The organism is Serratia sp. B501, assembly GCF_051172315.1.
In the GTDB taxonomy this organism is placed as follows: Bacteria; Pseudomonadota; Gammaproteobacteria; order Enterobacterales; family Enterobacteriaceae; genus Serratia; species Serratia ureilytica.
Map to the genome: position 1 here is coordinate 38,687 of NZ_JBPIZB010000007.1, position 20,790 is coordinate 59,476.

Below are 20,790 nucleotides of genomic sequence, written 5' to 3' on the forward strand. Positions count from 1 at the left end.
AGCCGTTGATGCGTTTAGCCGTAAAGACGGCGAAAAAAACCTGTGACCGGCGTCAAAAGCCCCATTTTTTGTTATAGGATAGCCGGCGACTGTCCATTCCCATTTTCGGAATTCTGATAATGACCAAACCAGTATCTGGCCTTGACGCTGAGCAAGGCTTGCTTGGGCGCGTGTTTAAACTCAAGCAACATGGCACGACGGCGCGTACGGAAACGATTGCCGGTATCACCACTTTCCTCACCATGGTGTATATCGTGTTCGTTAACCCGCAAATTTTGGGCGCGGCGGGCATGGATACCCAGGCGGTATTTGTCACCACCTGTTTGATCGCCGCCTTCGGCAGCATCCTTATGGGCCTGCTGGCGAACCTGCCGGTGGCGTTGGCGCCGGCGATGGGCCTGAACGCCTTCTTCGCCTTCGTGGTGGTCGGCGCGATGGGCATCTCCTGGCAGGTGGGCATGGGCGCCATCTTCTGGGGCGCGGTCGGCCTGCTGCTGCTGACCATTTTCCGCATTCGCTACTGGATGATCGCCAACATTCCGGTCAGCCTGCGGGTCGGCATCACCAGCGGCATCGGTCTGTTCATCGGCATGATGGGGCTGAAAAACGCCGGCATCGTGGTGGCCAACCCGGACACGCTGGTGACCATTGGCAGCCTGACCTCGCACAATGTGCTGCTGGGGGCACTCGGCTTCTTCATCATCGCCGTGCTCTCTTCGCGCAACTTCCACGCAGCGGTGCTGGTATCGATCGTGGTCACTACCCTGATCGGCTGGATGCTGGGCGACGTGAAATACGGCGGCCTGTTCTCCTTGCCGCCGAGCATCACCTCGGTAGTGGGCCAGGTCGACGTGGCCGGCGCGCTGAACATCGGGCTGGCCGGGGTCATCTTCTCGTTTATGCTGGTGAACCTGTTCGACTCCTCCGGCACCCTGATCGGCGTCACCGATAAAGCCGGTTTGACCGACAATCAGGGCAAGTTCCCGCGCATGAAGCAGGCGCTGTACGTTGACAGCATCAGCTCGGTGGCCGGTTCGCTGGCGGGCACTTCTTCCGTGACCGCTTACATCGAAAGCTCATCCGGCGTCGCCGTGGGCGGTCGCACCGGTTTGACGGCGGTGGTCACCGGCCTGCTGTTCCTGCTGGTGATCTTCCTGTCGCCGCTGGCGGGTATGGTGCCGGCGTATGCCGCCGCTGGCGCGCTGATCTACGTCGGCGTGCTGATGACCTCCAGCCTGGCGCGGGTGAAATGGGACGATCTGACCGAAGCGGTACCGGCGTTTGTCACCGCGGTGATGATGCCGTTCAGCTTCTCGATCACCGAAGGCATTGCGCTCGGCTTTATCTCCTACTGCGTGATGAAGCTCGGTACCGGCCGCTGGCGTGAAATCAGCCCGTGCGTGGTGGTCGTGGCGCTGCTGTTCGTGCTGAAGATCGTTTTCGTCGACGGCCATTGACAGCCAAAGGGCCGACGTCCGTCGGCCCTGAAACCCTAGACTCCCGGCGTCGCATCCGGCGCCCGATCCAGCACCCATTGCAATGGCCGCCTGAAGCGCGCCTGCCAACTGCCGGCGGCATCCTCCCCCTGGGCGAAGTGCAGCGTTTGCACCAGATTATCCTCTCCGAACAGATTGGCGAAGTGCAACGCCAGCGCCTGCTCGCTGAAGTTCTGCCGATCGTAATACGCCATCACGATTTTCTTTTTCGCCGCCAGCGACTGCTGGGCCGGCTTGATCTCGCCGTTGGGGGCGATCAATAGCGCGCCGGCGTAAAACTGCGGGTACTTCGCGATCAGATTGGCGGCGTGCAGCGCACCCTGGCCGCGAGCGCTGAGATAAATCCGTTGGGGGTTCAGCTTTAACTGTGGAGCCAGCTGTTGCACCGTACGCTGAAGGGCGGCCTGGGTGCTCTCGTCGCTGTAATTCGACCAGCGGAAGCTGTTTTCCGACAACATCTGCGTGCCGTTGATCTCGATATAGGCCACGCCCATTTCGCCGAACAGCAGCCGTTCCTCGGGGCTGATGGCGGCGGCCTTGCCGTAGGTATGCAGGAAGATCACCGTTGGCCAACCTTCGGGCGGCGCTTCGCCGTCCGGTATCGCGTAGCTGGCTTTGCCTTCATAGCGGCGGGCGTGCTGCAGATAGCGCGCTTTGGTGGCGGCCAGAATGGATTGGTAGGTGGCGGAGTGCTGGATGCTGTTGAAGGCGTCGTCCTCCAGCAGATTGTAGTAGTACCATAGGCCGCGATCGGCGCTCAGCTGCAGATAGCGCTCCGCCAGCTCGGTTTGCCCTTTCTCCGCCGACGATACCGCCAGCTGGTAGGGGGCCCAGACGTTGCGGCCGTCTTCGCGCATCAGCGTCAGGTACAGCGACATGGCGCCCAGCTTTTTATCTTCCTGGTTTTGCGCGGATCGCGACAGTTGGGCGTTAAGCGCACTGTGCGCAGGCAGCTCCAGCGGCTCTTCACCGGCGGGATAACGCATGTCTGCGGCGAAAGCGGGACTGGTGATGGAAACGAAAAATAACGCTAAAATGAAAAAATACATGATGCTATGGCTTTAATTTCAATAAATTGGCGGACTTCATGTCCTGTTGCGGCGCCCTGCGGGCGCCGCGAGACCGTCATTCCACGCGGCGAATGAAATCGCTGAACGCGGACAGCTGGCCGGTCAGGAAATCCAACGTTCCCTGATCGCTCAGTTCACCGGCCTGTTCATCGACCTTGTTCTGGATCACGCCGCCCATAAACTCGGGCTTGTTCATCACCATCGCATCCAGGAACACCAGGATCTGGCGCAGGTGGTACTGGCAGCGCGCGCCGCCGATGGGCCCCATCGAGCTGGTTTGAATGGCCACCGGCTTGCCGGCCAGCGGTTGATTCGGCAAGCGAGACAACCAGTCGATGGCGTTTTTCAACCCGCCGGGCACGGAATAGTTGTATTCGGGGGTGACGATGATCACGCCGTCGGCCTGGCGGATCTGCTCTGCTATCGCTTCGACCGCGGCAGGGAAACCCTCACCCTGTTGCATGTCGGCGTCGTACAGCGGGATATCGCGGATGGAAGGCAGCGCTTCAATGGTGACGCCCTGCGGAGCCAGGCCTGGCAGGGCGCGGGCCACCATGGCGTTGTAGGAGCCTTTGCGCAGGCTGCCGAGCAGAGTGACGATTTTTAAGGCTTGGTCTGACATGATGATTCTCCCTTTCGAATGAGCAGATTCAGCGGACAACATGGGCGAATAGTAGGCTAAAGCTCGGGTCGAGAATAGGCGATTGCTCAACATTTAGCTGTTTTTACAAATTACGGCAGAAATTCGTGCGGTAAAAACGGCTTTATCCGCCTTGCGCCACGTTAACCGGGCGTCTTCAGGCCCGTCAGTTTGACGAAGCGCGAGGACGCCGCCGGGCTGCGGGGCGAGATTTCCCCGTCTTTGTGCAGGCCGCGGCGCTCTTCGTAGCGCCAGCACAGCAGGCGATCCAGCCCGGGGCTGCCGGCGCAGGCCCAGCTCAGGTATTCATCGGCGTCGCTCATCACCTGAACGTCCGGCGTGGCGCTGGAGCGCAGGTGCCCGGAGAACGGATGCAGACGCAGCGTAGACTGGCCGCTATTGCCCAGGCCGGAAATTTTCAGCACGCTTTGCCGGATGCTCCACAGCTGAGTTTCCGCCTCCAGCCGATCGTCCTGCGCGCCGATCCAGGCACTTTCCGCGGGCGTCTGATGCGCGTGTTGCAGCGCGCTTTGCCGGGTGCCGCGCGCCCGCATCACTTCGATATCCAGTCCGACTTTGCCTTCGTCGCTGAGCAGCACGCCCACGGTGTTGCTGGCGTAGGCGAGGCTAAAATCGGGCAGCTGATGATCGGCGAAGCAGGGGCGGCCGGTCGGGGTGGTGGCTATAGGGGGAAGCGTCGGCAGGCCGTACAGGTAAAACATCATTTCGGCGAGCAGAATGCGCCCTTGCAGGTAACGCGTGCGGCGCTTAACGGAAAAGGTGCGGGTGGCGGCTATCACTTCGTCGGAGAGTCTCTGGGTATCCAGGACAGCGGAGGCCGGGGTCCATCGGGCAAAATGACACGCCATTGTTCACTCCATGACAGAGGGTCGCTAAGAACGCAGGGGTGTTAGATTAAGACTAAGTTGAGGATTTATCATCAAAAAACACTATGCGGATTATCCTATTTATTAACGATGGAAGAGATATCGTCCGACGCGGCATCGCTCCACCATTGGATCATTGATGTGTTCGGTGCCAAATCAAAGTATGGCTTGCCCAGCAAGTGATTGAGGATGCGCGCTGAACGCCAGGCCATCAGGCTCAGTCCGCCTTCTGCGCTGCCATGGCTGTGTATCCCGGCATTTACCGCATAAATTCGATTTTGTTCCGGGCCGAGCCATTCAAGATTAAAATTCGGCAGCAGCGGTAGATGCTGCTTCGAATCGAGCGGGATGCGTGGCACCAGGGGTTTCAGATAAGCGGGCAGAGTGGCGCGATAGCCGGTGGCCAGAATGACGATATCGGCTCTGAAACTTTCCTGGCGATTTTCCAGACCGTGAAGCGTGCGCAGATGAAAAGCCCCATCCTTTGATTCTACGGTCAGTAGAGTGCGATGGGGCAGTAAACGCACATTGCGTGTCTGGCGCATCACGTCAAAACGCATATAAAGCTCACGGTACAAGGTTCGCAGCGTATGATTGCTGATGCCGTCTGCCGGCAATTTCTGTGTTTTGATTTCACGTGCGCGGATCTCGGCCGGCAGCGTATAGAAATAGTCGACGTACTCAGGAGTGAAATATTCGTTGGTGAAGGGGGACTCATCCAGCGGCTGAAAATTGGGACGGCGCGAGAGCCAATCCAGCTGTGCCGGCTCGCCCCAGTGTCCCTGCAACGCGTTCAAAAAAACATCGGCGCCGCTTTGGCCGCCGCCCACTACCATAACCCGCTTGCCGCTGAAGTCTGGATTGCGCAGGGCTATTTCAGCGGCATGCATGCAGTTTTCACCCAGCGCCGGGTAAAATGCTTCCGGCAACCAAGGGTCATGTCCGGTACCCAGACAGATATTTTTCGCCCACAGAGTCTGGTTGTGGGTACTTACCTTGAACAAACCCTTTTCATCGTCAAAATCAATACGCTCTACGGACTGTGAAAACTGTAGTCCGTCTAACCTTTCGCAGGCCCAACTCAGGTAGTCGGAAAATTCTTCCCGGCTGATAATTTGCTGCTCGGTGATTAAAAAACGATAAATTTTTTTCTTTTCGACCAAGTAATTAATAAATGAAAATTGGCTGCGTGGGCTGACGGCGGTAACCAGATCCTGCAGTACATAGGTTTGCATATAAGCTGAGGGCAACAGCATACCGGGATGCCAGCGGAAGCTGGCGTTACGATCGAGAAAGGTATAATTGACGGCGTTGCTTTCGGCGGCCAGAGCGGCCAGACTGAGATTGAAAGGCCCCAATCCCACGCCGATCAAGTCTAAAGGTTCGTTCATGTAAGCTTATCTCTCAAGCATCAAAATTGATGAGATAAGCTTAGGTGAGTTTTGATGCAGCCGGGAGAAGTAACATGCGGGCGCCGAGTAGGATACGGCGCTCGCAGTCGATTATTTCCCGATACAGAAGCTGGAGAAGATGCGGCCCAGCAGATCGTCGGAGGTGAATTCGCCGGTGATTTCGCTCAGGGCCAGCTGCGCCTGGCGCAGTTCCTCGGCCAGCAGCTCCCCCGCGTAAGCGCTCACTAACTGTTCTTTGCCCTGTACCAGATGCTGCGCCGCCAGTTCCAGTGCCTGCAGGTGGCGACGGCGCGCCAGGAAGCCGCCTTCCATGTTGCTGGTGAAGCCCATGCTCTGTTTAAGATGATCGCGCAGCACATCGACGCCTTCGCCGGTGCGGGCCGACAGGCGAATAAGTGAGTGGTTATTCACTTCCGTTATACCCAGCGTTTCACCGGTGATGTCGGCTTTGTTGCGCACCACGGTGATCGGTAGCGTGTCCGGCAGGCGCGCCATAAATTCCGGCCAGATCTCCGCCGGCTCGGTGGCGGCGGTGGTGGTGCCGTCAACCATAAACAGCACCCTGTCGGCCTGTTCGATCTCGTTCCATGCACGTTCGATGCCGATGCGTTCCACTTCGTCGCTGGCGTCGCGCAGGCCGGCGGTGTCGATGATGTGCAGCGGCATGCCGTCGATATGGATGTGTTCGCGCAGAACGTCGCGGGTGGTGCCGGCGATATCGGTGACGATCGCCGCCTCGCGTCCGGCCAGCGCATTGAGCAGGCTCGATTTGCCGGCATTGGGGCGCCCGGCGATCACCACCTTCATCCCTTCGCGCAGCAGGCTGCCCTGGCGCGCTTCACCGCGCACGTTGTCCAGATCCGCCATCACGTCGTTGAGCTGCGCCTCGATTTTACCGTCGGACAGGAAGTCGATTTCCTCGTCCGGGAAGTCGATCGCCGCTTCCACATAGATTCGCAGGTGAGTGAGCGCTTCCACGAGCTGGTGGATGCGGGTGGAGAACGCGCCTTGCAGCGAGTTCATCGCCGAACGCGCCGCCTGCTCGGAGCTGGCGTCGATCAGATCGGCAATCGCTTCGGCCTGCGCCAGATCGAGTTTGTCGTTGAGAAACGCACGCTCGGAGAACTCGCCCGGCCGCGCGATGCGCACGTCGGGCAGCGCCAGCACGCGCTTGAGCAGCAGATCGAGGATCACCGGCCCGCCGTGGCCCTGCAGTTCCAGCACGTCTTCGCCGGTAAAGGAGTTCGGCCCCGGGAACCACAGCGCGATGCCCTGATCGAGGGTGGCGCCCGTAGCGTCGCGGAACGGCAGATAGTCAGCGTAGCGCGGCTTCGGCAGCTTGCCGAGCAACGCCAGGGCGACGTCTTTGGCCTTGCTGCCGGAAATGCGCAGAATGCCGACGCCGCCGCGTCCCGGCGGGGTGGCTTGGGCTACGATGGTATCGGTGGTGCTCATAACGGTTCTCTCTGACGATTAAGATGCAAAAAGGCGGTCTAATGACCGCCTTTGGGGTGACTGCAAGGGTCGGCGCGCCGAACCCCTACAATACGCTTAGCTTTTTTTCTTGTCGCGGCTGTGCAGACCGCGTTTTTCCAGACCACGGTAAATCAGCTGCTGCTGCAGGATGGTCACCAGGTTGCTGACGATGTAGTACAGCACCAGACCGGACGGGAACCACAGGAAGAACACTGTGAAGATCACCGGCATGAAGGTCATGATTTTCTGCTGCATCGGGTCAGTCACGGTGGTCGGCGACATCTTCTGGATGAAGAACATCGTCACGCCCATCAGGATTGGCAGAATGTAGTACGGGTCTTGCGCCGACAGGTCATGGATCCACAGGGCGAACGGCGCGTGGCGCAGCTCGACCGAACCCATCAGCATGTAGTACAGCGCCAGGAAGATCGGCATCTGAATGATCAGCGGCAGGCAGCCGCCGAGCGGATTCACTTTCTCCGCCTTGTACAGCGCCATCATCTCTTGGCTCATGCGCTGCTTGTCATCGCCGATGCGTTCGCGCATCGCCTGCAGCTTCGGCTGCAGCATGCGCATTTTCGCCATCGAGGTGTACTGCGCCTTGGTCAGCGGGTACATGATGCCGCGCACGATGAAGGTGATGATGATGATGGAGAAGCCCCAGTTGCCGATAAAGCCGTGGATGAACTTCAGCAGTTTGAACAGCGGCTGGGAGATGAACCACAGCCAGCCGTAATCCACGGTCAGGTCCAAGTGCGGCGCCAGTTGGGCCATCTGGTCCTGCAGCTCCGGGCCGACCCACAGGGTCGCGTTCAGCTGCTGCTGAGCGCCAGGCTGCACCACGACCGGGGTAGATTTGAAGCCGATGGTGGACAGGTTGTCACCCGGTTTGGCGGTGTAGAAGGTGTTGTCACCCTTGGTCGCCGGTACCCACGCGGTGGCGAAGTACTGCTGCAGCATGGCGACCCAACCGTCTTTGGTGGTGACGCTCAGGTTTTCGTCTTTGTCGAACGCGTATTTCTGGTACTTGTCCTCGCTGGACGAGTATGCCGCGCCGCGGAAGGTGTGCAACGCGAAGTTGCTGCTGCCGGTATCGCGGTGCTTAGGCAATTCGGTGGTCTGCTTCAGTTGGCCGAACAGGGTCAGCTCCAGCGGCGCCGCGCCTTTGTTGTCGATGCTGTAATCTACGCCGACCGCATAGTGGTTGCGTTTGAGCACGAAGGTCTTGGTGTAGACCGCGCCGTCTTTATCGGTGTAGGTCAGCGGGATGCGCAGCTCGTCCTGGCCTTCCGGCAGGGTGTAGCTGTCCTGCGCCGCTTGGTACAGCGGGCGTTCGCCGTTGGCCGGGTTGTCCGGGCCGTTTTTACCGGTCAGGCCGCTTTGCGCCTGATAGACGAACGACGGAGTGGTTTCCAGCAGTTGGAACGGAGTCGATGAACCCAGAGTTTCCGGGTAGGCCAACAGTTTAGCCTGCTCGATATCGCCACCACGGGTGTTGATGGTCAGTGACAGCACGTCGGTGTTCACGGTAATCAGCTTACCCTGACCACTGGCTGGCACGGCCTGGCTGGCGGCATCACCGGCTACTGCGTTCGAAGTCTGTTGCGTGGTCTGTGCGGCCGGCTGCGGAGCGTTGTCCGTTTGCCATGCCTGCCAGATCATGAAAGACACGAACAGCAGAGCGATGAGGAGAAGATTGCGTTGCGAATCCATCGTTAGTGTTCTCTGTTATCGTCGGTTTTTGGCGGCACCGGATCATCGCCACCTGGGTTCAAAGGGTGGCATTTTAATACGCGTTTCAATGCTAACCAACTGCCTTTTATCATGCCAAACCTGCTTAATGCCTCAATTGCGTAATGAGAGCATGTCGGCTGGAAGCGACAACGAGGCCCTAGCAGCGGACTGATGACGAGCTGATAGGCCCGCACCAGCCCGATCAGGATGCGGGAGCCTGGCGACAGTGGCGACGCCATAATTTATCCAAAGCTTCCGTCAGCGCGCGGTTATCCAAATCCGCTATCCCCTTTTTGGCCACCACGACAAAATCCATCGCCGGTAATTCGTGCTGGCGCAGGCGGAAGCTTTCGCGGGTTAGGCGTTTGATCCGATTACGCTCGTGCGCGCGTTTGACGTGTTTTTTGGCGACGGTAAGACCGATGCGGGGATGCCCCAGCTGGTTCAGGCGGCCGAGGATGGTGATTTGCGGCGTGCCAGCCCGTTGTGGCTGCTGGAAGACGAAAGTGAAATGAGTGGGAGTTAACAAACGTAACTCCCTGGGAAAAGCGAGCTTAACCACTCAGCGGGTTAGCTTTATTACTTAGAAACAGTCAGACGAGCACGGCCTTTCGCACGACGGCGGGCCAGAACTTGACGACCATTTTTGGTGGCCATACGAGCACGGAAACCGTGGCTACGGTTGCGCTTCAATACGGACGGTTGGAAAGTGCGTTTCATAGCGATTTCTACCTAAACTTAAAATAATTACTGATCAGTAAACGCGTTTGGCTACTCGGCGTGAAGATGACCGACGCCTCAATCGCAATACATAAAGAAGCGGGATTGTAATAATTGTACAGTCCTGAGTCAATTCGCATCGCGCCAGCCTACCTGGTTGTCTGCCAATAACGGAACAAAATCCGGTCTTGGCCCGTGGTCACCGCAGAATCCTGTCTGGCTAATGACGCACCATAAGGAACCAGGTATCACACGTAGGGCGAAGATTATACGGACTCGGGGTGAAATCGCAAGGATCCCCGTGAGATCCTTTGCGCGCGATCCCAGGATCCGACGTGGATAACAGGGTATAACCGGTTGACAATGTAAAAAATGCGGCGCAGCGGCCGGGATCTGCGTGGTCATGCGGCGCCGGCGGCGAAAAGATCGCCGCCGGCCGCGGCCTGTGGATAAAATGGATCTAATCTGTGAGGAAGGGGAGGATCTCTTGCGCGGATTGCGCTATGATCCGTCATTCCGATCGCGATCCCTCATGCCGGGATCGTGAGGGACACAAACCGTGAAAGGCGGTTCGCATCCCCCACAGGCAAACAGCCGATGCCGGGTATGTGTCAAAAATCATGAGTTATAAAAAAGTTGCCCGTTTCTTTTCTTTATTGATCTTGTTCGAGTGGAGTCCGCCGTGTCACTTTCGCTTTGGCAGCAGTGTCTTGCCCGATTGCAGGATGAGTTACCTGCCACAGAATTTAGTATGTGGATTCGCCCATTGCAGGCGGAACTGAGTGACAACACCCTGGCGCTGTACGCGCCTAACCGTTTTGTGCTGGATTGGGTTCGCGATAAGTACTTAAACAATATCAATGGTCTGCTGAATGATTTCTGCGGCACGGATGCGCCTTTGCTGCGTTTTGAAGTCGGCAGCAAGCCGATCACGCAGGTGATCAGCCAGACCGTGACCGCCAGCGTCAGCAGCGCCCCTGCGGCCCCGGCGGCGCGCACGGCCGCGCCTTCGCGCCCGAGCTGGGACAACGCGGCGGCGCAGCCCGAGCTTTCTTACCGCTCCAACGTCAACCCCAAACACACCTTCGACAACTTCGTCGAGGGTAAGTCAAACCAGCTGGCGCGCGCGGCGGCTCGCCAGGTGGCGGACAATCCTGGCGGCGCCTACAACCCTTTGTTCCTGTATGGCGGCACCGGCCTGGGTAAAACTCACCTGCTGCACGCGGTCGGCAACGGCATCATGGCGCGCAAGGCTAACGCCAAAGTGGTCTACATGCACTCGGAACGCTTCGTACAAGACATGGTCAAAGCGTTGCAGAACAATGCCATCGAAGAGTTTAAGCGCTACTACCGTTCGGTCGACGCGTTGCTGATCGATGACATCCAATTCTTCGCCAACAAGGAGCGTTCGCAGGAAGAGTTCTTCCATACCTTTAACGCCCTGTTGGAAGGCAATCAGCAGATCATCCTGACTTCGGATCGCTACCCTAAAGAGATCAACGGGGTGGAAGATCGTCTGAAGTCCCGCTTCGGCTGGGGGCTGACGGTGGCGATCGAGCCGCCGGAGCTGGAAACCCGCGTGGCGATCCTGATGAAAAAGGCCGACGAAAACGACATTCGCCTGCCGGGCGAAGTGGCGTTCTTCATCGCCAAGCGCCTGCGTTCCAACGTGCGTGAGCTCGAAGGGGCGCTGAACCGCGTGATCGCCAACGCCAACTTTACCGGCCGGGCCATCACCATCGATTTCGTGCGCGAAGCGCTGCGCGATCTGTTGGCGCTGCAGGAAAAGCTGGTCACCATCGACAATATCCAAAAGACGGTGGCGGAGTATTACAAGATTAAAGTCGCGGATTTGCTGTCCAAGCGGCGTTCGCGATCCGTTGCCCGCCCGCGCCAGATGGCGATGGCGCTGGCGAAGGAACTCACCAACCACAGCCTGCCGGAAATCGGCGATGCGTTTGGTGGCCGCGACCATACCACGGTGTTGCACGCCTGCCGGAAGATCGAGCAGCTGCGTGAGGAAAGTCACGACATCAAAGAAGATTTCTCCAATTTAATCAGAACATTATCTTCATAGCGCTATGAAATTTATCGTTGAACGTGAGCATCTGCTAAAACCGCTGCAACAGGTGAGCAGCCCGCTGGGCGGCCGCCCGACCTTGCCGATCCTGGGCAACCTGCTGTTGCAGGTGACGGAAGGCTCCCTGCTGCTGACCGGCACCGATCTGGAGATGGAAATGGTGGCGCGCGTCGCCCTGTCCCAGCCGCATGAGCCGGGCGCGACCACCGTGCCCGCGCGCAAATTCTTTGATATCTGCCGTGGCCTGCCGGAAGGGGCGGAGATCGCCGTCACGCTGGAGAGCGAGCGCATGCTGGTGCGATCCGGCCGCAGCCGTTTCTCGCTGTCCACGCTGCCCGCGGCGGACTTCCCGAACCTGGACGACTGGCAGAGCGAGGTGGAATTCACCTTGCCGCAGGCGACGCTGAAACGCCTGATCGAAGCCACCCAGTTCTCGATGGCCCATCAGGACGTGCGTTACTACCTGAACGGCATGCTGTTTGAAACCGAAGGCGAAGAGCTGCGCACTGTCGCGACAGACGGCCACCGCCTGGCGGTGTGCTCGATGCCGATCGGCCAGCAGCTGCCGTCGCATTCGGTGATCGTGCCGCGTAAAGGGGTGATGGAGCTGGTGCGCTTGCTGGACGGCGGCGATTCGCTGCTGCAGCTGCAGATCGGCAGCAACAACATTCGCGCCCACGTCGGCGATTTCATCTTCACGTCCAAGTTGGTTGACGGCCGTTTCCCGGACTATCGCCGCGTCTTGCCGAAGAACCCGGACAAAACGCTGGAAGCCGGCTGCGATCTGCTCAAGCAGGCGTTCGCCCGCGCGGCCATTCTCTCGAACGAGAAATTCCGCGGCGTGCGGCTGTACGTCAGCCAGAATCAGCTGAAGATCACCGCCAACAACCCGGAACAGGAAGAGGCGGAAGAGATCCTCGACGTCAGCTACGACGGCGCGGAGATGGAGATCGGCTTCAACGTCAGCTACGTGCTGGACGTGTTGAACGCGCTCAAGTGTGAAGACGTGCGCTTGCTGTTGACCGACTCGGTCTCCAGCGTGCAGATCGAAGACGGCGCCAGCCAGGCGGCGGCCTACGTTGTCATGCCAATGCGGTTGTAGTCTCGTTACCTTGAATTACAGCACCGTCATCGGTAAAGAGATTGCATGGCTCTGACGCGTTTATTGATTAAAGATTTCCGCAATATCGAGGCGGCGGATTTGGCGCTGGCGCCGGGATTCAACTTCCTGGTCGGCGCTAACGGCAGCGGCAAGACCAGCGTGCTGGAGGCGGTGTATACGCTCGGCCATGGCCGCGCCTTTCGCAGTTTGCAGGCCGGTCGGGTGATCCGCCACGACCAACCGGAGTTCGTGCTGCATGGCCGCATCGAAGGCGCGGAGCGCGAGCTGTCGGTAGGATTGAGCAAGAGCCGTCAGGGTGACAGCAAAGTACGCATCGATGGCAGCGACGGCCACAAGGTGGCCGAGCTGGCGCAACTGCTGCCCATGCAGCTGATTACCCCCGAAGGTTTTACCCTGCTGAACGGCGGGCCGAAATTCCGGCGCGCTTTCCTGGACTGGGGCTGTTTTCATAACGAACCCGGTTTTTTCACCGCCTGGAGCAACCTGAAAAGGTTACTGAAGCAGCGCAATGCCGCGCTGCGCCAGGTGAGTCGCTATGCGCAGATCCGCGCCTGGGATCAGGAACTGATCCCGCTCGCGGAGCGCATCAGCGAATGGCGGGCGGAATACAGCGACGCGATTGCCGCGGATATCACCGCGACCTGCGCGCAGTTTCTGCCTGAATTCGCCCTGAGCTTCTCCTTCCAGCGCGGCTGGGACAAAGAGAGCGACTACGGCGAGCTGCTGGAGCGCCAGTTTGAGCGCGACAGGGCGTTGACCTATACCGCGGTGGGGCCGCATAAAGCGGACTTTCGCATTCGTGCCGACGGCACGCCGGTAGAGGATTTGTTATCGCGCGGTCAGCTTAAGCTGCTGATGTGCGCGTTGCGCTTGGCGCAGGGTGAGTTTCTCACCCGGCAGAGCGGGCGGCGTTGCCTGTATCTGATTGATGATTTTGCCTCCGAGCTGGACACCGGCCGTCGCCGGTTGCTGGCCGATCGCCTGAAAGCCACTCAGGCCCAGGTTTTTGTCAGCGCGGTCAGCGCTGAACAAGTGACCGACATGGCCGGTGAAAAGGGCAAGATGTTCCGCGTGGAACAGGGTAAAATAGAGGTTCAACCACAGGACTAAAATGAGCGAGAAACGTTGATGTCGAATTCTTATGACTCCTCAAGTATCAAGGTATTAAAAGGGCTGGATGCGGTGCGCAAGCGCCCGGGCATGTATATCGGCGATACCGATGACGGCACCGGTCTGCACCACATGGTATTCGAGGTTGTGGACAACGCTATCGACGAAGCGCTCGCGGGCCACTGTAGTGACATTCAGGTCACCATCCATGCCGACAACTCGGTATCGGTGCAGGATGACGGCCGCGGCATTCCGACCGGCATTCACCCGGAAGAAGGGGTTTCAGCCGCAGAGGTCATCATGACCGTGCTGCACGCCGGCGGTAAATTCGACGACAACTCCTATAAAGTTTCCGGCGGCCTGCACGGTGTGGGCGTCTCGGTGGTTAACGCCCTGTCGGAGAAACTGGAGTTGGTGATCCGCCGCGAAGGCAAAGTGCACGAACAAACTTACAGCCACGGCGAGCCGCAGGCGCCGCTGAACGTGGTGGGTGAAACCGAGCAGACCGGCACCATGGTGCGCTTCTGGCCGAGCCACCAGACCTTCACCAATGTGACCGAATTCGAGTACGACATTCTGGCCAAGCGCCTGCGTGAGCTGTCCTTCCTCAACTCCGGCGTGTCTATTCGCCTGAAGGACAAGCGCACCGACCGTGAAGACCACTTCCATTACGAAGGCGGCATCAAGGCGTTTGTCGAGTACCTGAACAAGAACAAAACCCCGATCCACCCGAACGTGTTCTACTTCTCCACAGTGAAAGACGACATCGGCGTGGAAGTGGCGCTGCAGTGGAACGACGGTTTCCAGGAAAACATCTACTGCTTCACCAACAACATTCCGCAGCGCGACGGTGGCACGCACCTGGTCGGTTTCCGTACCGCGATGACCCGTACGCTGAACAGCTACATGGAGAAGGAAGGCTACAGCAAGAAGGCCAAGGTCAGCGCCACCGGCGATGACGCGCGTGAAGGCCTGATCGCCGTGGTGTCGGTGAAGGTGCCGGATCCGAAGTTCTCTTCTCAGACCAAGGACAAGCTGGTCTCTTCCGAGGTGAAAACCGCGGTTGAAACGCTGATGAACGAGAAGCTGGTGGATTACCTGATGGAGAATCCGGGCGACGCGAAAATCGTGGTCGGCAAAATCATCGACGCGGCGCGCGCGCGCGAAGCGGCGCGTAAAGCGCGTGAGATGACCCGCCGCAAAGGCGCGCTGGATCTGGCCGGCCTGCCGGGCAAATTGGCGGACTGCCAGGAACGCGATCCTGCGCTGTCCGAACTGTACTTGGTGGAAGGGGACTCCGCGGGCGGCTCTGCCAAGCAGGGGCGCAACCGCAAGAATCAGGCTATCTTGCCGCTGAAGGGGAAAATCCTCAACGTCGAGAAAGCGCGTTTCGACAAAATGCTCTCTTCGCAGGAAGTGGCGACGCTGATCACCGCGCTGGGTTGCGGCATCGGCCGCGACGAGTACAGCCCGGACAAGCTGCGTTACCACAGCATCATCATCATGACCGATGCCGACGTCGACGGTTCGCACATCCGTACGCTGCTGTTGACCTTCTTCTACCGCCAGATGCCGGAAATCATCGAGCGTGGCCACGTGTTCATCGCACAGCCGCCGCTGTACAAGGTGAAGAAAGGCAAGCAGGAGCAGTACATCAAAGATGACGAGGCGATGGATCAGTATCAGATCGCCATCGCGATGGACGGCGCTACGCTGCACACCAATGCCAGCGCACCGGCGCTCGGCGGCGAGCAGTTGGAGAAACTGGTGGCCGAGCACTACGGCGTGCAGAAGCTGATTGGCCGCATGGAGCGCCGCTACCCGCGCGCGCTGCTGAACAGCCTGATCTATCAGCCGACGCTGAACGAAGGCGATCTCAGCGATGAAGCCAAGGTGAAAACCTGGATCGCGTCGCTGGTGCAGGCGCTGAACGACAAAGAGCAGCACGGCAGCAGCTATGACTTCGTGATCTTCGAGAATCGCGAGCGCCAGATGTTCGAGCCGGCGTTGCGCATCCGTACCCACGGCGTGGATACCGACTATAAGCTGGACTTCGACTTCATCCACGGCGGCGAATACCGCAAGATCTGCCAGCTGGGCGAGCAGCTGCGCGGGCTGATCGAAGAGGGCGCGTTCATCGAGCGCGGCGAACGTCGTCAGCCGGTAGACAGCTTCGAACAGGCGCTGGAGTGGCTGGTGAAAGAGTCGCGCCGCGGCCTGTCGGTGCAGCGTTATAAAGGTCTGGGCGAGATGAACCCGGAGCAGCTGTGGGAAACCACCATGGATCCGGAAAGCCGCCGCATGCTGCGCGTGACCGTCAAGGACGCCATCGCTGCCGATCAGCTGTTCACCACGCTGATGGGCGATGCGGTTGAACCGCGTCGCGCCTTTATCGAAGAAAACGCCCTGAAAGCGGCGAACATCGATATCTGATGCGTTAATGGCTGTGAAAATCCGCGCCGGGCGACCCGCGCGGATTTTTTTTGGCCTTTTTTGGCGCTGACAGCCAAGGCTGAAACGCGTTAGCATGGGCAAAAACCACTGGGAGAAGCGTTGAATGGCTATTGAACTGATTGCGATCGACATGGACGGCACGTTGCTGGATCCGCAGCATCAAATCACGCCGGCGGTAAAGCAGGCTATCGCGGCGGCGCGGCGCAAAGGGGTGCACGTGGTGCTGGCCACCGGGCGGCCTTATGTCGGCGTGCAGGATTATCTGCGCCAGTTGGACATTCAGGGCCCCGGCGATTTCTGTATCACCTATAACGGCGCGCTGGTGCTGCGTGCGGTCGACGGCGCCTGCATTCTGCAAGAAACGCTGGGCTTTGAGGATTATCTGCATTTCGAGCAGATGGCGCGCGAGTTCGGCGTTCACTATCAGGCGTTTGATTTCGATACCCTGTATACCCCGAACAAGGACATCGGCAAGTACACCATACACGAGGCGGAAATGACCGGTATTCCGCTGAAATACCGCAGCGTGGAAGAGATGGATCGCCAGATGCGTTTCCCGAAAGTGATGATGATCGACGAGCCGGAGCTGCTGGACCGCGCCATCGCGCGCATCCCGGCGGAAACGCGCGAGCGTTACACCATCCTGAAAAGCGCGCCTTATTTCCTCGAGATCCTGCACAAAAACGTCGATAAAGGCGCCGGGGTGAGAATGCTGGCCGAGCATCTCGGCGTGGCGCGGGAGAACATCATGACGCTGGGGGATCAGGCCAATGATACGGCGATGATCGAATATGCCGGCGTCGGCGTGGCGATGGGCAATGCCATTCCCGAACTGAAAGCGGTGGCGCAGTTTGTCACCAGCGCCAATACCGAAGACGGCGTGGCGCGCGCTATCGAGAAGTTTGTGCTCAACGCCTGATAACGCGGGGCGCTGCGGCGCCCCTTTATACTTTCGCCAACACCCCTTTGGCGATCTGCAGATCCTGAATCGCCAAGCCGGTGAGATCGGCGATGGTGATGTGCTGCGGCTCGCGTCGTACCCGCCCTCTCTGCGCCAAGACGGCGCCAATTTCGACGATTGGCGTTGAAATCAGCCTATTTTGCCGATAAGCCGTCGCGATCTCGCCATAGTCCGCACACTGCGCCAGGGCATCAACCAGCAGCGCGTCTGCGCGGGCCACCAGCTCGGTCGCCAGTTCCTGCTTGCCGGGCGTGTCGGCGCCCACGGCGGTGATGTGCGTACCGGGCCGAATATCCGCCGCCTGCAATATCGGTTCGCGGCTGGGCGTGGTGGTCACGATCAGCTGACAGTGCGCCGCCAGTTCCGCCGCATTCTGCGTAACCCGCACCCGAAAACCCTCGGCTTCGGCATCGCGCCGATACGCCGCCAGCGCCTGTTCGTCTCGCCCCCACACCCATACCTCGCGGCAATCGGTCACCGGTTTCAGGCATTGCAGCTGCAGCCGCGCCTGCAGGCCCGTGCCGACAATGCCGATCGCCTGAATATGCGGCGGCGCGCACAGCTCGGCGACGATGCGGCCGGCCAGGGCGGTGCGCAGCGCGGTCAGCCAACCTTCATCTTGCAGCAGCGCCTGCGGCTCACCGGTCTGGGCGGAGAACGCCATCATCAGCCCCTGATTGCTCGGCAGGCCGTGTTCGGCATTGCGATAGAAACCGGTAGAGATCTTGACCACGAACAGTTCGTCGCCTTCCAACCAGGCGGACTTGATGCAGCAGTCGCCGTCGGCCCGCTCGAACAGGAAATGCTGCACCGGCGGCTGTTGCACCCGCTGTTGCGAGTAGGCGATAAAACCCTGCTTCAGCAGCGGCGTTATGGTCTCGGCGTCGAACGCGGCGAGGATTTGCTGCCGATTAAGGATGTGCATCGGCGATGGCCTTGAGGTATTTCTCCAGCACGATGTTCTTGCCGCACAGCACCACCGCCACCTTTTTACCCTGGTATTCCGGCGCCAGTTTGATCGCCGCCGCCAGTGCCACGCCGGCCGCGCCTTCGATAATCCAGCGATCGCTGGCGGCTATCCGGCGCATCGCGTGTTTAATCTCCGCCTCGCTGACCAGCACTTTGCGGTCGATCAGCTGTTGGCACAGCGGAAAGGTCACGGCGCCCGGCTCGACGCCGCCGGCGGTGCCGTCGGACAGAGTTTCTTGCTCTTCCACCGGGAAGATATGGCCCGCTTCCAGCGCGCTGTACAGGCTGGTGGCGTTTTCCGGCCAGCAGGCGATAAGCTGCGTGTTCGGCGACAGTTGCCGCAGAACGGTGCCGATGCCGGCGATATAACCCCCGCCGCCGACCGCCACGAACACGGCGTCCAGATCGGTGAGCTGTTCAACCAGCTCCATGCCGCAGGTGCCCTGGCCGGCGATCACCTGCTCGTCGTTATACGGCGAGATATAGGTTTTCCCCTGTTCGCGTGCGGCCTGTTCCCCCGCCAGTTCGGCGTTCAGCGCATCGCCCGGCACCAATTCCACGGTGCCGCCCAACGCGCGAATGGTGTCGAGCTTGATGCTCGCCGCCGTCTCCGGCGCATAAACCGTGACGCCAACGCCCATCAGTTGCCCCGCCAAAGCGACGGCCTGACCGTGGTTGCCGGTAGAGGCGGCGATCACGCCGCGCCGGCGTTGCTCGTTATCCAGCAGCCGCAGCTTGTTGCTGGCGCCGCGAAATTTAAAGGAACCGGTGTGCTGCAGGTGATCGCATTTCAAATACAGCTCGCAACCCAATTGCTGAGAAAGCAGCACGCTGCGCTCCAATGGCGTGACTCGCACCTGAGGGCGCAGTTGCTGATGGGCAGAAACAATGGCATCGAAAAGGGGGTTCATACCGGCTCCGGATTTTTTAGACTTAAAATCCAGTTTGTACTTTTTTGTATGGATTGTAAACCCCGTCGGGCAACCCGGCCAGAAAGCGGAAATGGCCGGGGGTACGCATCGCGTATGCGGTGAAAATAAACATTACCTGGCGTTTAGCGGCACAATTTTTTATTTATTTGCGTTAAGTAAGGTGTCGCTGCGGGCGTATTTAATGAGGAGAAGGATAATCAATAAAATAATGCTCGCTTCCTTTACTTATACCGTTTGGGCGTCGTTGAGTTTCCCCATCAGGAATGGGGCCGGCTTGCCGGGCGTTTATTTCCTGCCGGCGTCGTCGATAGGCTTAACGGATAAGTCTCATGGAAATTTCGACGCGGGAAAGCCCCCGGCTCGTCCTCGCCGGCCATATGAAACGCGGCTGCCGATCCGGTAAGATGGCCGTTCAGTGCCAGCATGCGCAGGAGAGCCGCCATGAGCCATCGGGAAAAACAACTGACTTTCGACCCACGCGGGCATCAGTTAACCAATATCAACGTCTGGACGCCGGACAGCCAATGGCTGGCTTATGACGTGCGCCCGCGCGGCGCCTCTTTCACCGGCCTGAGCATCGAGCGGGTTAACGTCGCCAGCGGCGCGGTGGAAGTGGTTTATCGCGCCCAGCACGGCGCACACGTCGGCGTGGTCACGGTCAGCCCCGATGCGCCGGCGCGTTACGTCTTCATCCACGGCCCGGAACACCCGGACAGCGCCTGGCAGTATGATTTTCATCACCGCCGCGGGGTGATCGTCAGCGAACCGGATCGCGAGTTGGCCATTACCCTCGACGCGCTGGATATCACGGCGCCCTACACGCCCGGCGCGCTGCGCGGCGGCAGCCATGTGCACGTTTTCAGCCCGGACGGCAGCCGCCTCAGCTTTACCTACAACGATCACGTGATGCATGAATGCGATCCGGCGCGCGATCTGCGCAACGTCGGCGTGGCCGTGCCGCTGCACGGGGTCAATCCGCCGAAACAGCATCCCCGTGAATATGACGGCAGCCACTATTGCGTGCTGGTTAGCGAGACCGTGCCGCAGCCGCAGCCGGGCAGCGATCAGATCAATCGCGCCTACGAAGAGGGCTGGATTGGCCGCGAAGGTTACCGTAAGGCCGACGGCCGCCGGCAGCGCTGGGCGCTGGCATTTATCGGCGATACGCTGTCCGCCGCCGGTGAGAAGCTGCCGGAGGTGTTTATCGTCGATCTGCCGGAGAACGACGCCGACTACGCCAGGGCGGGTGCTCTGCCGCTGCAGGGGACGGAAAGCGAGCTGCCGGCGCCGCCGCTTGGCGTCAGGCAGCGGCGGGTAACCTTTACCGGGGAGCGTCGTTTTCCGGGCGTCGCCGGTGCGCCGCGCCATTGGCTGCGCAGCTCGCCGGACGGCAGCCAAATCGCATTTTTGATGAAGGATGACGGCGGCGTGGTGCAATTGTGGACGGTGTCGCCGAACGGCGGTGAGCCGCGCCAGGTCAGCCGCGGCGAGCATGACATCCAGTCGGCGTTCAGCTGGCACCCGCAGGGCGGGACGATAGCCCTGGTGTGTGACAACAGCGTGATGCTGTGTGAGGTCGCCAGCGGCCGCCTGCAGCGTTTAACGCAGCGCAGCGTGCAGCCGCCGTCGGCGGATGCCGTGGTGTTTTCGCCGGATGGCAAGAAAGTGGCATTTATGCGCGAGATTGCCGGATTCAACCAGATCTTTGTGGTTGAGGCGTAAGGCG

18 protein-coding genes are annotated in these 20,790 nt (G+C 59.7%); 7 read left to right on the plus strand and 11 right to left on the minus strand.

What is annotated here, in order from left to right:
- The first annotated feature begins 119 nt into the window (after positions 1 to 119).
- The gene (locus tag ACSBQV_RS19260; protein ID WP_033652325.1) at positions 120 to 1,457 is read left to right on the plus strand and encodes an NCS2 family permease; all 1,338 of its coding nucleotides are present in this window, start codon (positions 120 to 122) and stop codon (positions 1,455 to 1,457) included.
- 35 nt (positions 1,458 to 1,492) lie between these two features.
- Here the strand turns inward: ACSBQV_RS19260 and ACSBQV_RS19265 are convergent, their stop codons facing one another.
- The 9 genes from ACSBQV_RS19265 to rpmH form a co-directional block, all read right to left on the minus strand.
- The gene (locus tag ACSBQV_RS19265; RefSeq protein ID WP_099785164.1) at positions 1,493 to 2,545 is read right to left on the minus strand and encodes a hypothetical protein; all 1,053 of its coding nucleotides are present in this window, start codon (positions 2,543 to 2,545) and stop codon (positions 1,493 to 1,495) included.
- 76 nt (positions 2,546 to 2,621) lie between these two features.
- Positions 2,622 to 3,188: an NADPH-dependent FMN reductase gene (locus tag ACSBQV_RS19270; RefSeq protein WP_033645148.1), complete on the minus strand. Its 567-nt coding sequence runs from the start codon at positions 3,186 to 3,188 to the stop codon at positions 2,622 to 2,624.
- Between the two features lie 161 nt (positions 3,189 to 3,349).
- The gene (locus ACSBQV_RS19275) at positions 3,350 to 4,075 is read right to left on the minus strand and encodes a 4'-phosphopantetheinyl transferase family protein (protein ID WP_033645147.1); all 726 of its coding nucleotides are present in this window, start codon (positions 4,073 to 4,075) and stop codon (positions 3,350 to 3,352) included.
- Positions 4,076 to 4,170: 95 nt separating this feature from the next.
- Complete coding sequence (locus tag ACSBQV_RS19280) at positions 4,171 to 5,484, minus strand: lysine N(6)-hydroxylase/L-ornithine N(5)-oxygenase family protein (RefSeq protein WP_099785162.1); 1,314 nt, start codon at positions 5,482 to 5,484, stop codon at positions 4,171 to 4,173.
- 111 nt (positions 5,485 to 5,595) lie between these two features.
- On the minus strand, positions 5,596 to 6,960 hold the full coding sequence (gene mnmE / locus ACSBQV_RS19285) for a tRNA uridine-5-carboxymethylaminomethyl(34) synthesis GTPase MnmE (protein WP_117188756.1): 1,365 nt from the start codon (positions 6,958 to 6,960) through the stop codon (positions 5,596 to 5,598).
- Between the two features lie 96 nt (positions 6,961 to 7,056).
- Positions 7,057 to 8,694 carry a membrane protein insertase YidC gene (gene yidC / locus ACSBQV_RS19290; protein WP_033645144.1) on the minus strand — a complete coding sequence of 546 codons (1,638 nt, stop codon included), beginning with the start codon at positions 8,692 to 8,694 and terminating at the stop codon, positions 7,057 to 7,059.
- A gap of 2 nt (positions 8,695 to 8,696) precedes the next feature.
- Entirely contained in the window at positions 8,697 to 8,954 is a 258-nt protein-coding gene (yidD, locus tag ACSBQV_RS19295; RefSeq protein WP_004933881.1) for a membrane protein insertion efficiency factor YidD, read from the minus strand.
- Complete coding sequence (gene rnpA, locus ACSBQV_RS19300) at positions 8,918 to 9,277, minus strand: ribonuclease P protein component (RefSeq protein ID WP_004933883.1); 360 nt, start codon at positions 9,275 to 9,277, stop codon at positions 8,918 to 8,920. The genes yidD and rnpA overlap by 37 nt, the downstream gene beginning before the upstream one ends.
- Before the next feature lie 17 nt (positions 9,278 to 9,294).
- The gene (gene rpmH / locus ACSBQV_RS19305; RefSeq protein ID WP_000831330.1) at positions 9,295 to 9,435 is read right to left on the minus strand and encodes a 50S ribosomal protein L34; all 141 of its coding nucleotides are present in this window, start codon (positions 9,433 to 9,435) and stop codon (positions 9,295 to 9,297) included.
- A 682-nt stretch (positions 9,436 to 10,117) separates the two neighbouring features.
- On the opposite strand from rpmH, the gene dnaA reads away from it, so the two are divergent.
- The 5 genes from dnaA to yidA all read left to right on the plus strand — a co-directional run bounded on the left by dnaA (position 10,118) and on the right by yidA (position 17,121).
- Positions 10,118 to 11,512 (plus strand): chromosomal replication initiator protein DnaA, encoded by a 1,395-nt coding sequence (gene dnaA / locus ACSBQV_RS19310; RefSeq protein WP_004933889.1) that lies wholly within the window; start codon positions 10,118 to 10,120, stop codon positions 11,510 to 11,512.
- A 4-nt stretch (positions 11,513 to 11,516) separates the two neighbouring features.
- Complete coding sequence (gene dnaN, locus ACSBQV_RS19315) at positions 11,517 to 12,617, plus strand: DNA polymerase III subunit beta (protein WP_004933892.1); 1,101 nt, start codon at positions 11,517 to 11,519, stop codon at positions 12,615 to 12,617.
- Between the two features lie 45 nt (positions 12,618 to 12,662).
- Entirely contained in the window at positions 12,663 to 13,748 is a 1,086-nt protein-coding gene (recF, locus tag ACSBQV_RS19320; protein WP_004933895.1) for a DNA replication/repair protein RecF, read from the plus strand.
- Positions 13,749 to 13,766: 18 nt separating this feature from the next.
- Positions 13,767 to 16,181 (plus strand): DNA topoisomerase (ATP-hydrolyzing) subunit B, encoded by a 2,415-nt coding sequence (gyrB, locus tag ACSBQV_RS19325; RefSeq protein ID WP_004933898.1) that lies wholly within the window; start codon positions 13,767 to 13,769, stop codon positions 16,179 to 16,181.
- A 124-nt stretch (positions 16,182 to 16,305) separates the two neighbouring features.
- Positions 16,306 to 17,121, plus strand: a complete 816-nt coding sequence (gene yidA / locus ACSBQV_RS19330) for a sugar-phosphatase (RefSeq protein WP_025304760.1) — start codon at positions 16,306 to 16,308, stop codon at positions 17,119 to 17,121.
- 25 nt (positions 17,122 to 17,146) lie between these two features.
- Here the strand turns inward: yidA and ACSBQV_RS19335 are convergent, their stop codons facing one another.
- Positions 17,147 to 18,088, minus strand: a complete 942-nt coding sequence (locus ACSBQV_RS19335) for an ornithine cyclodeaminase family protein (protein WP_099785158.1) — start codon at positions 18,086 to 18,088, stop codon at positions 17,147 to 17,149.
- Positions 18,075 to 19,043, minus strand: a complete 969-nt coding sequence (locus tag ACSBQV_RS19340; protein ID WP_042783385.1) for a threonine/serine dehydratase — start codon at positions 19,041 to 19,043, stop codon at positions 18,075 to 18,077. The genes ACSBQV_RS19335 and ACSBQV_RS19340 overlap by 14 nt, the downstream gene beginning before the upstream one ends.
- 462 nt (positions 19,044 to 19,505) lie before the next feature.
- Between ACSBQV_RS19340 and ACSBQV_RS19345 the strand changes: the two genes are divergently transcribed.
- On the plus strand, positions 19,506 to 20,786 hold the full coding sequence (locus tag ACSBQV_RS19345; protein ID WP_099785156.1) for a DUF3748 domain-containing protein: 1,281 nt from the start codon (positions 19,506 to 19,508) through the stop codon (positions 20,784 to 20,786).
- The last annotated feature ends 4 nt before the right edge of the window (positions 20,787 to 20,790 follow it).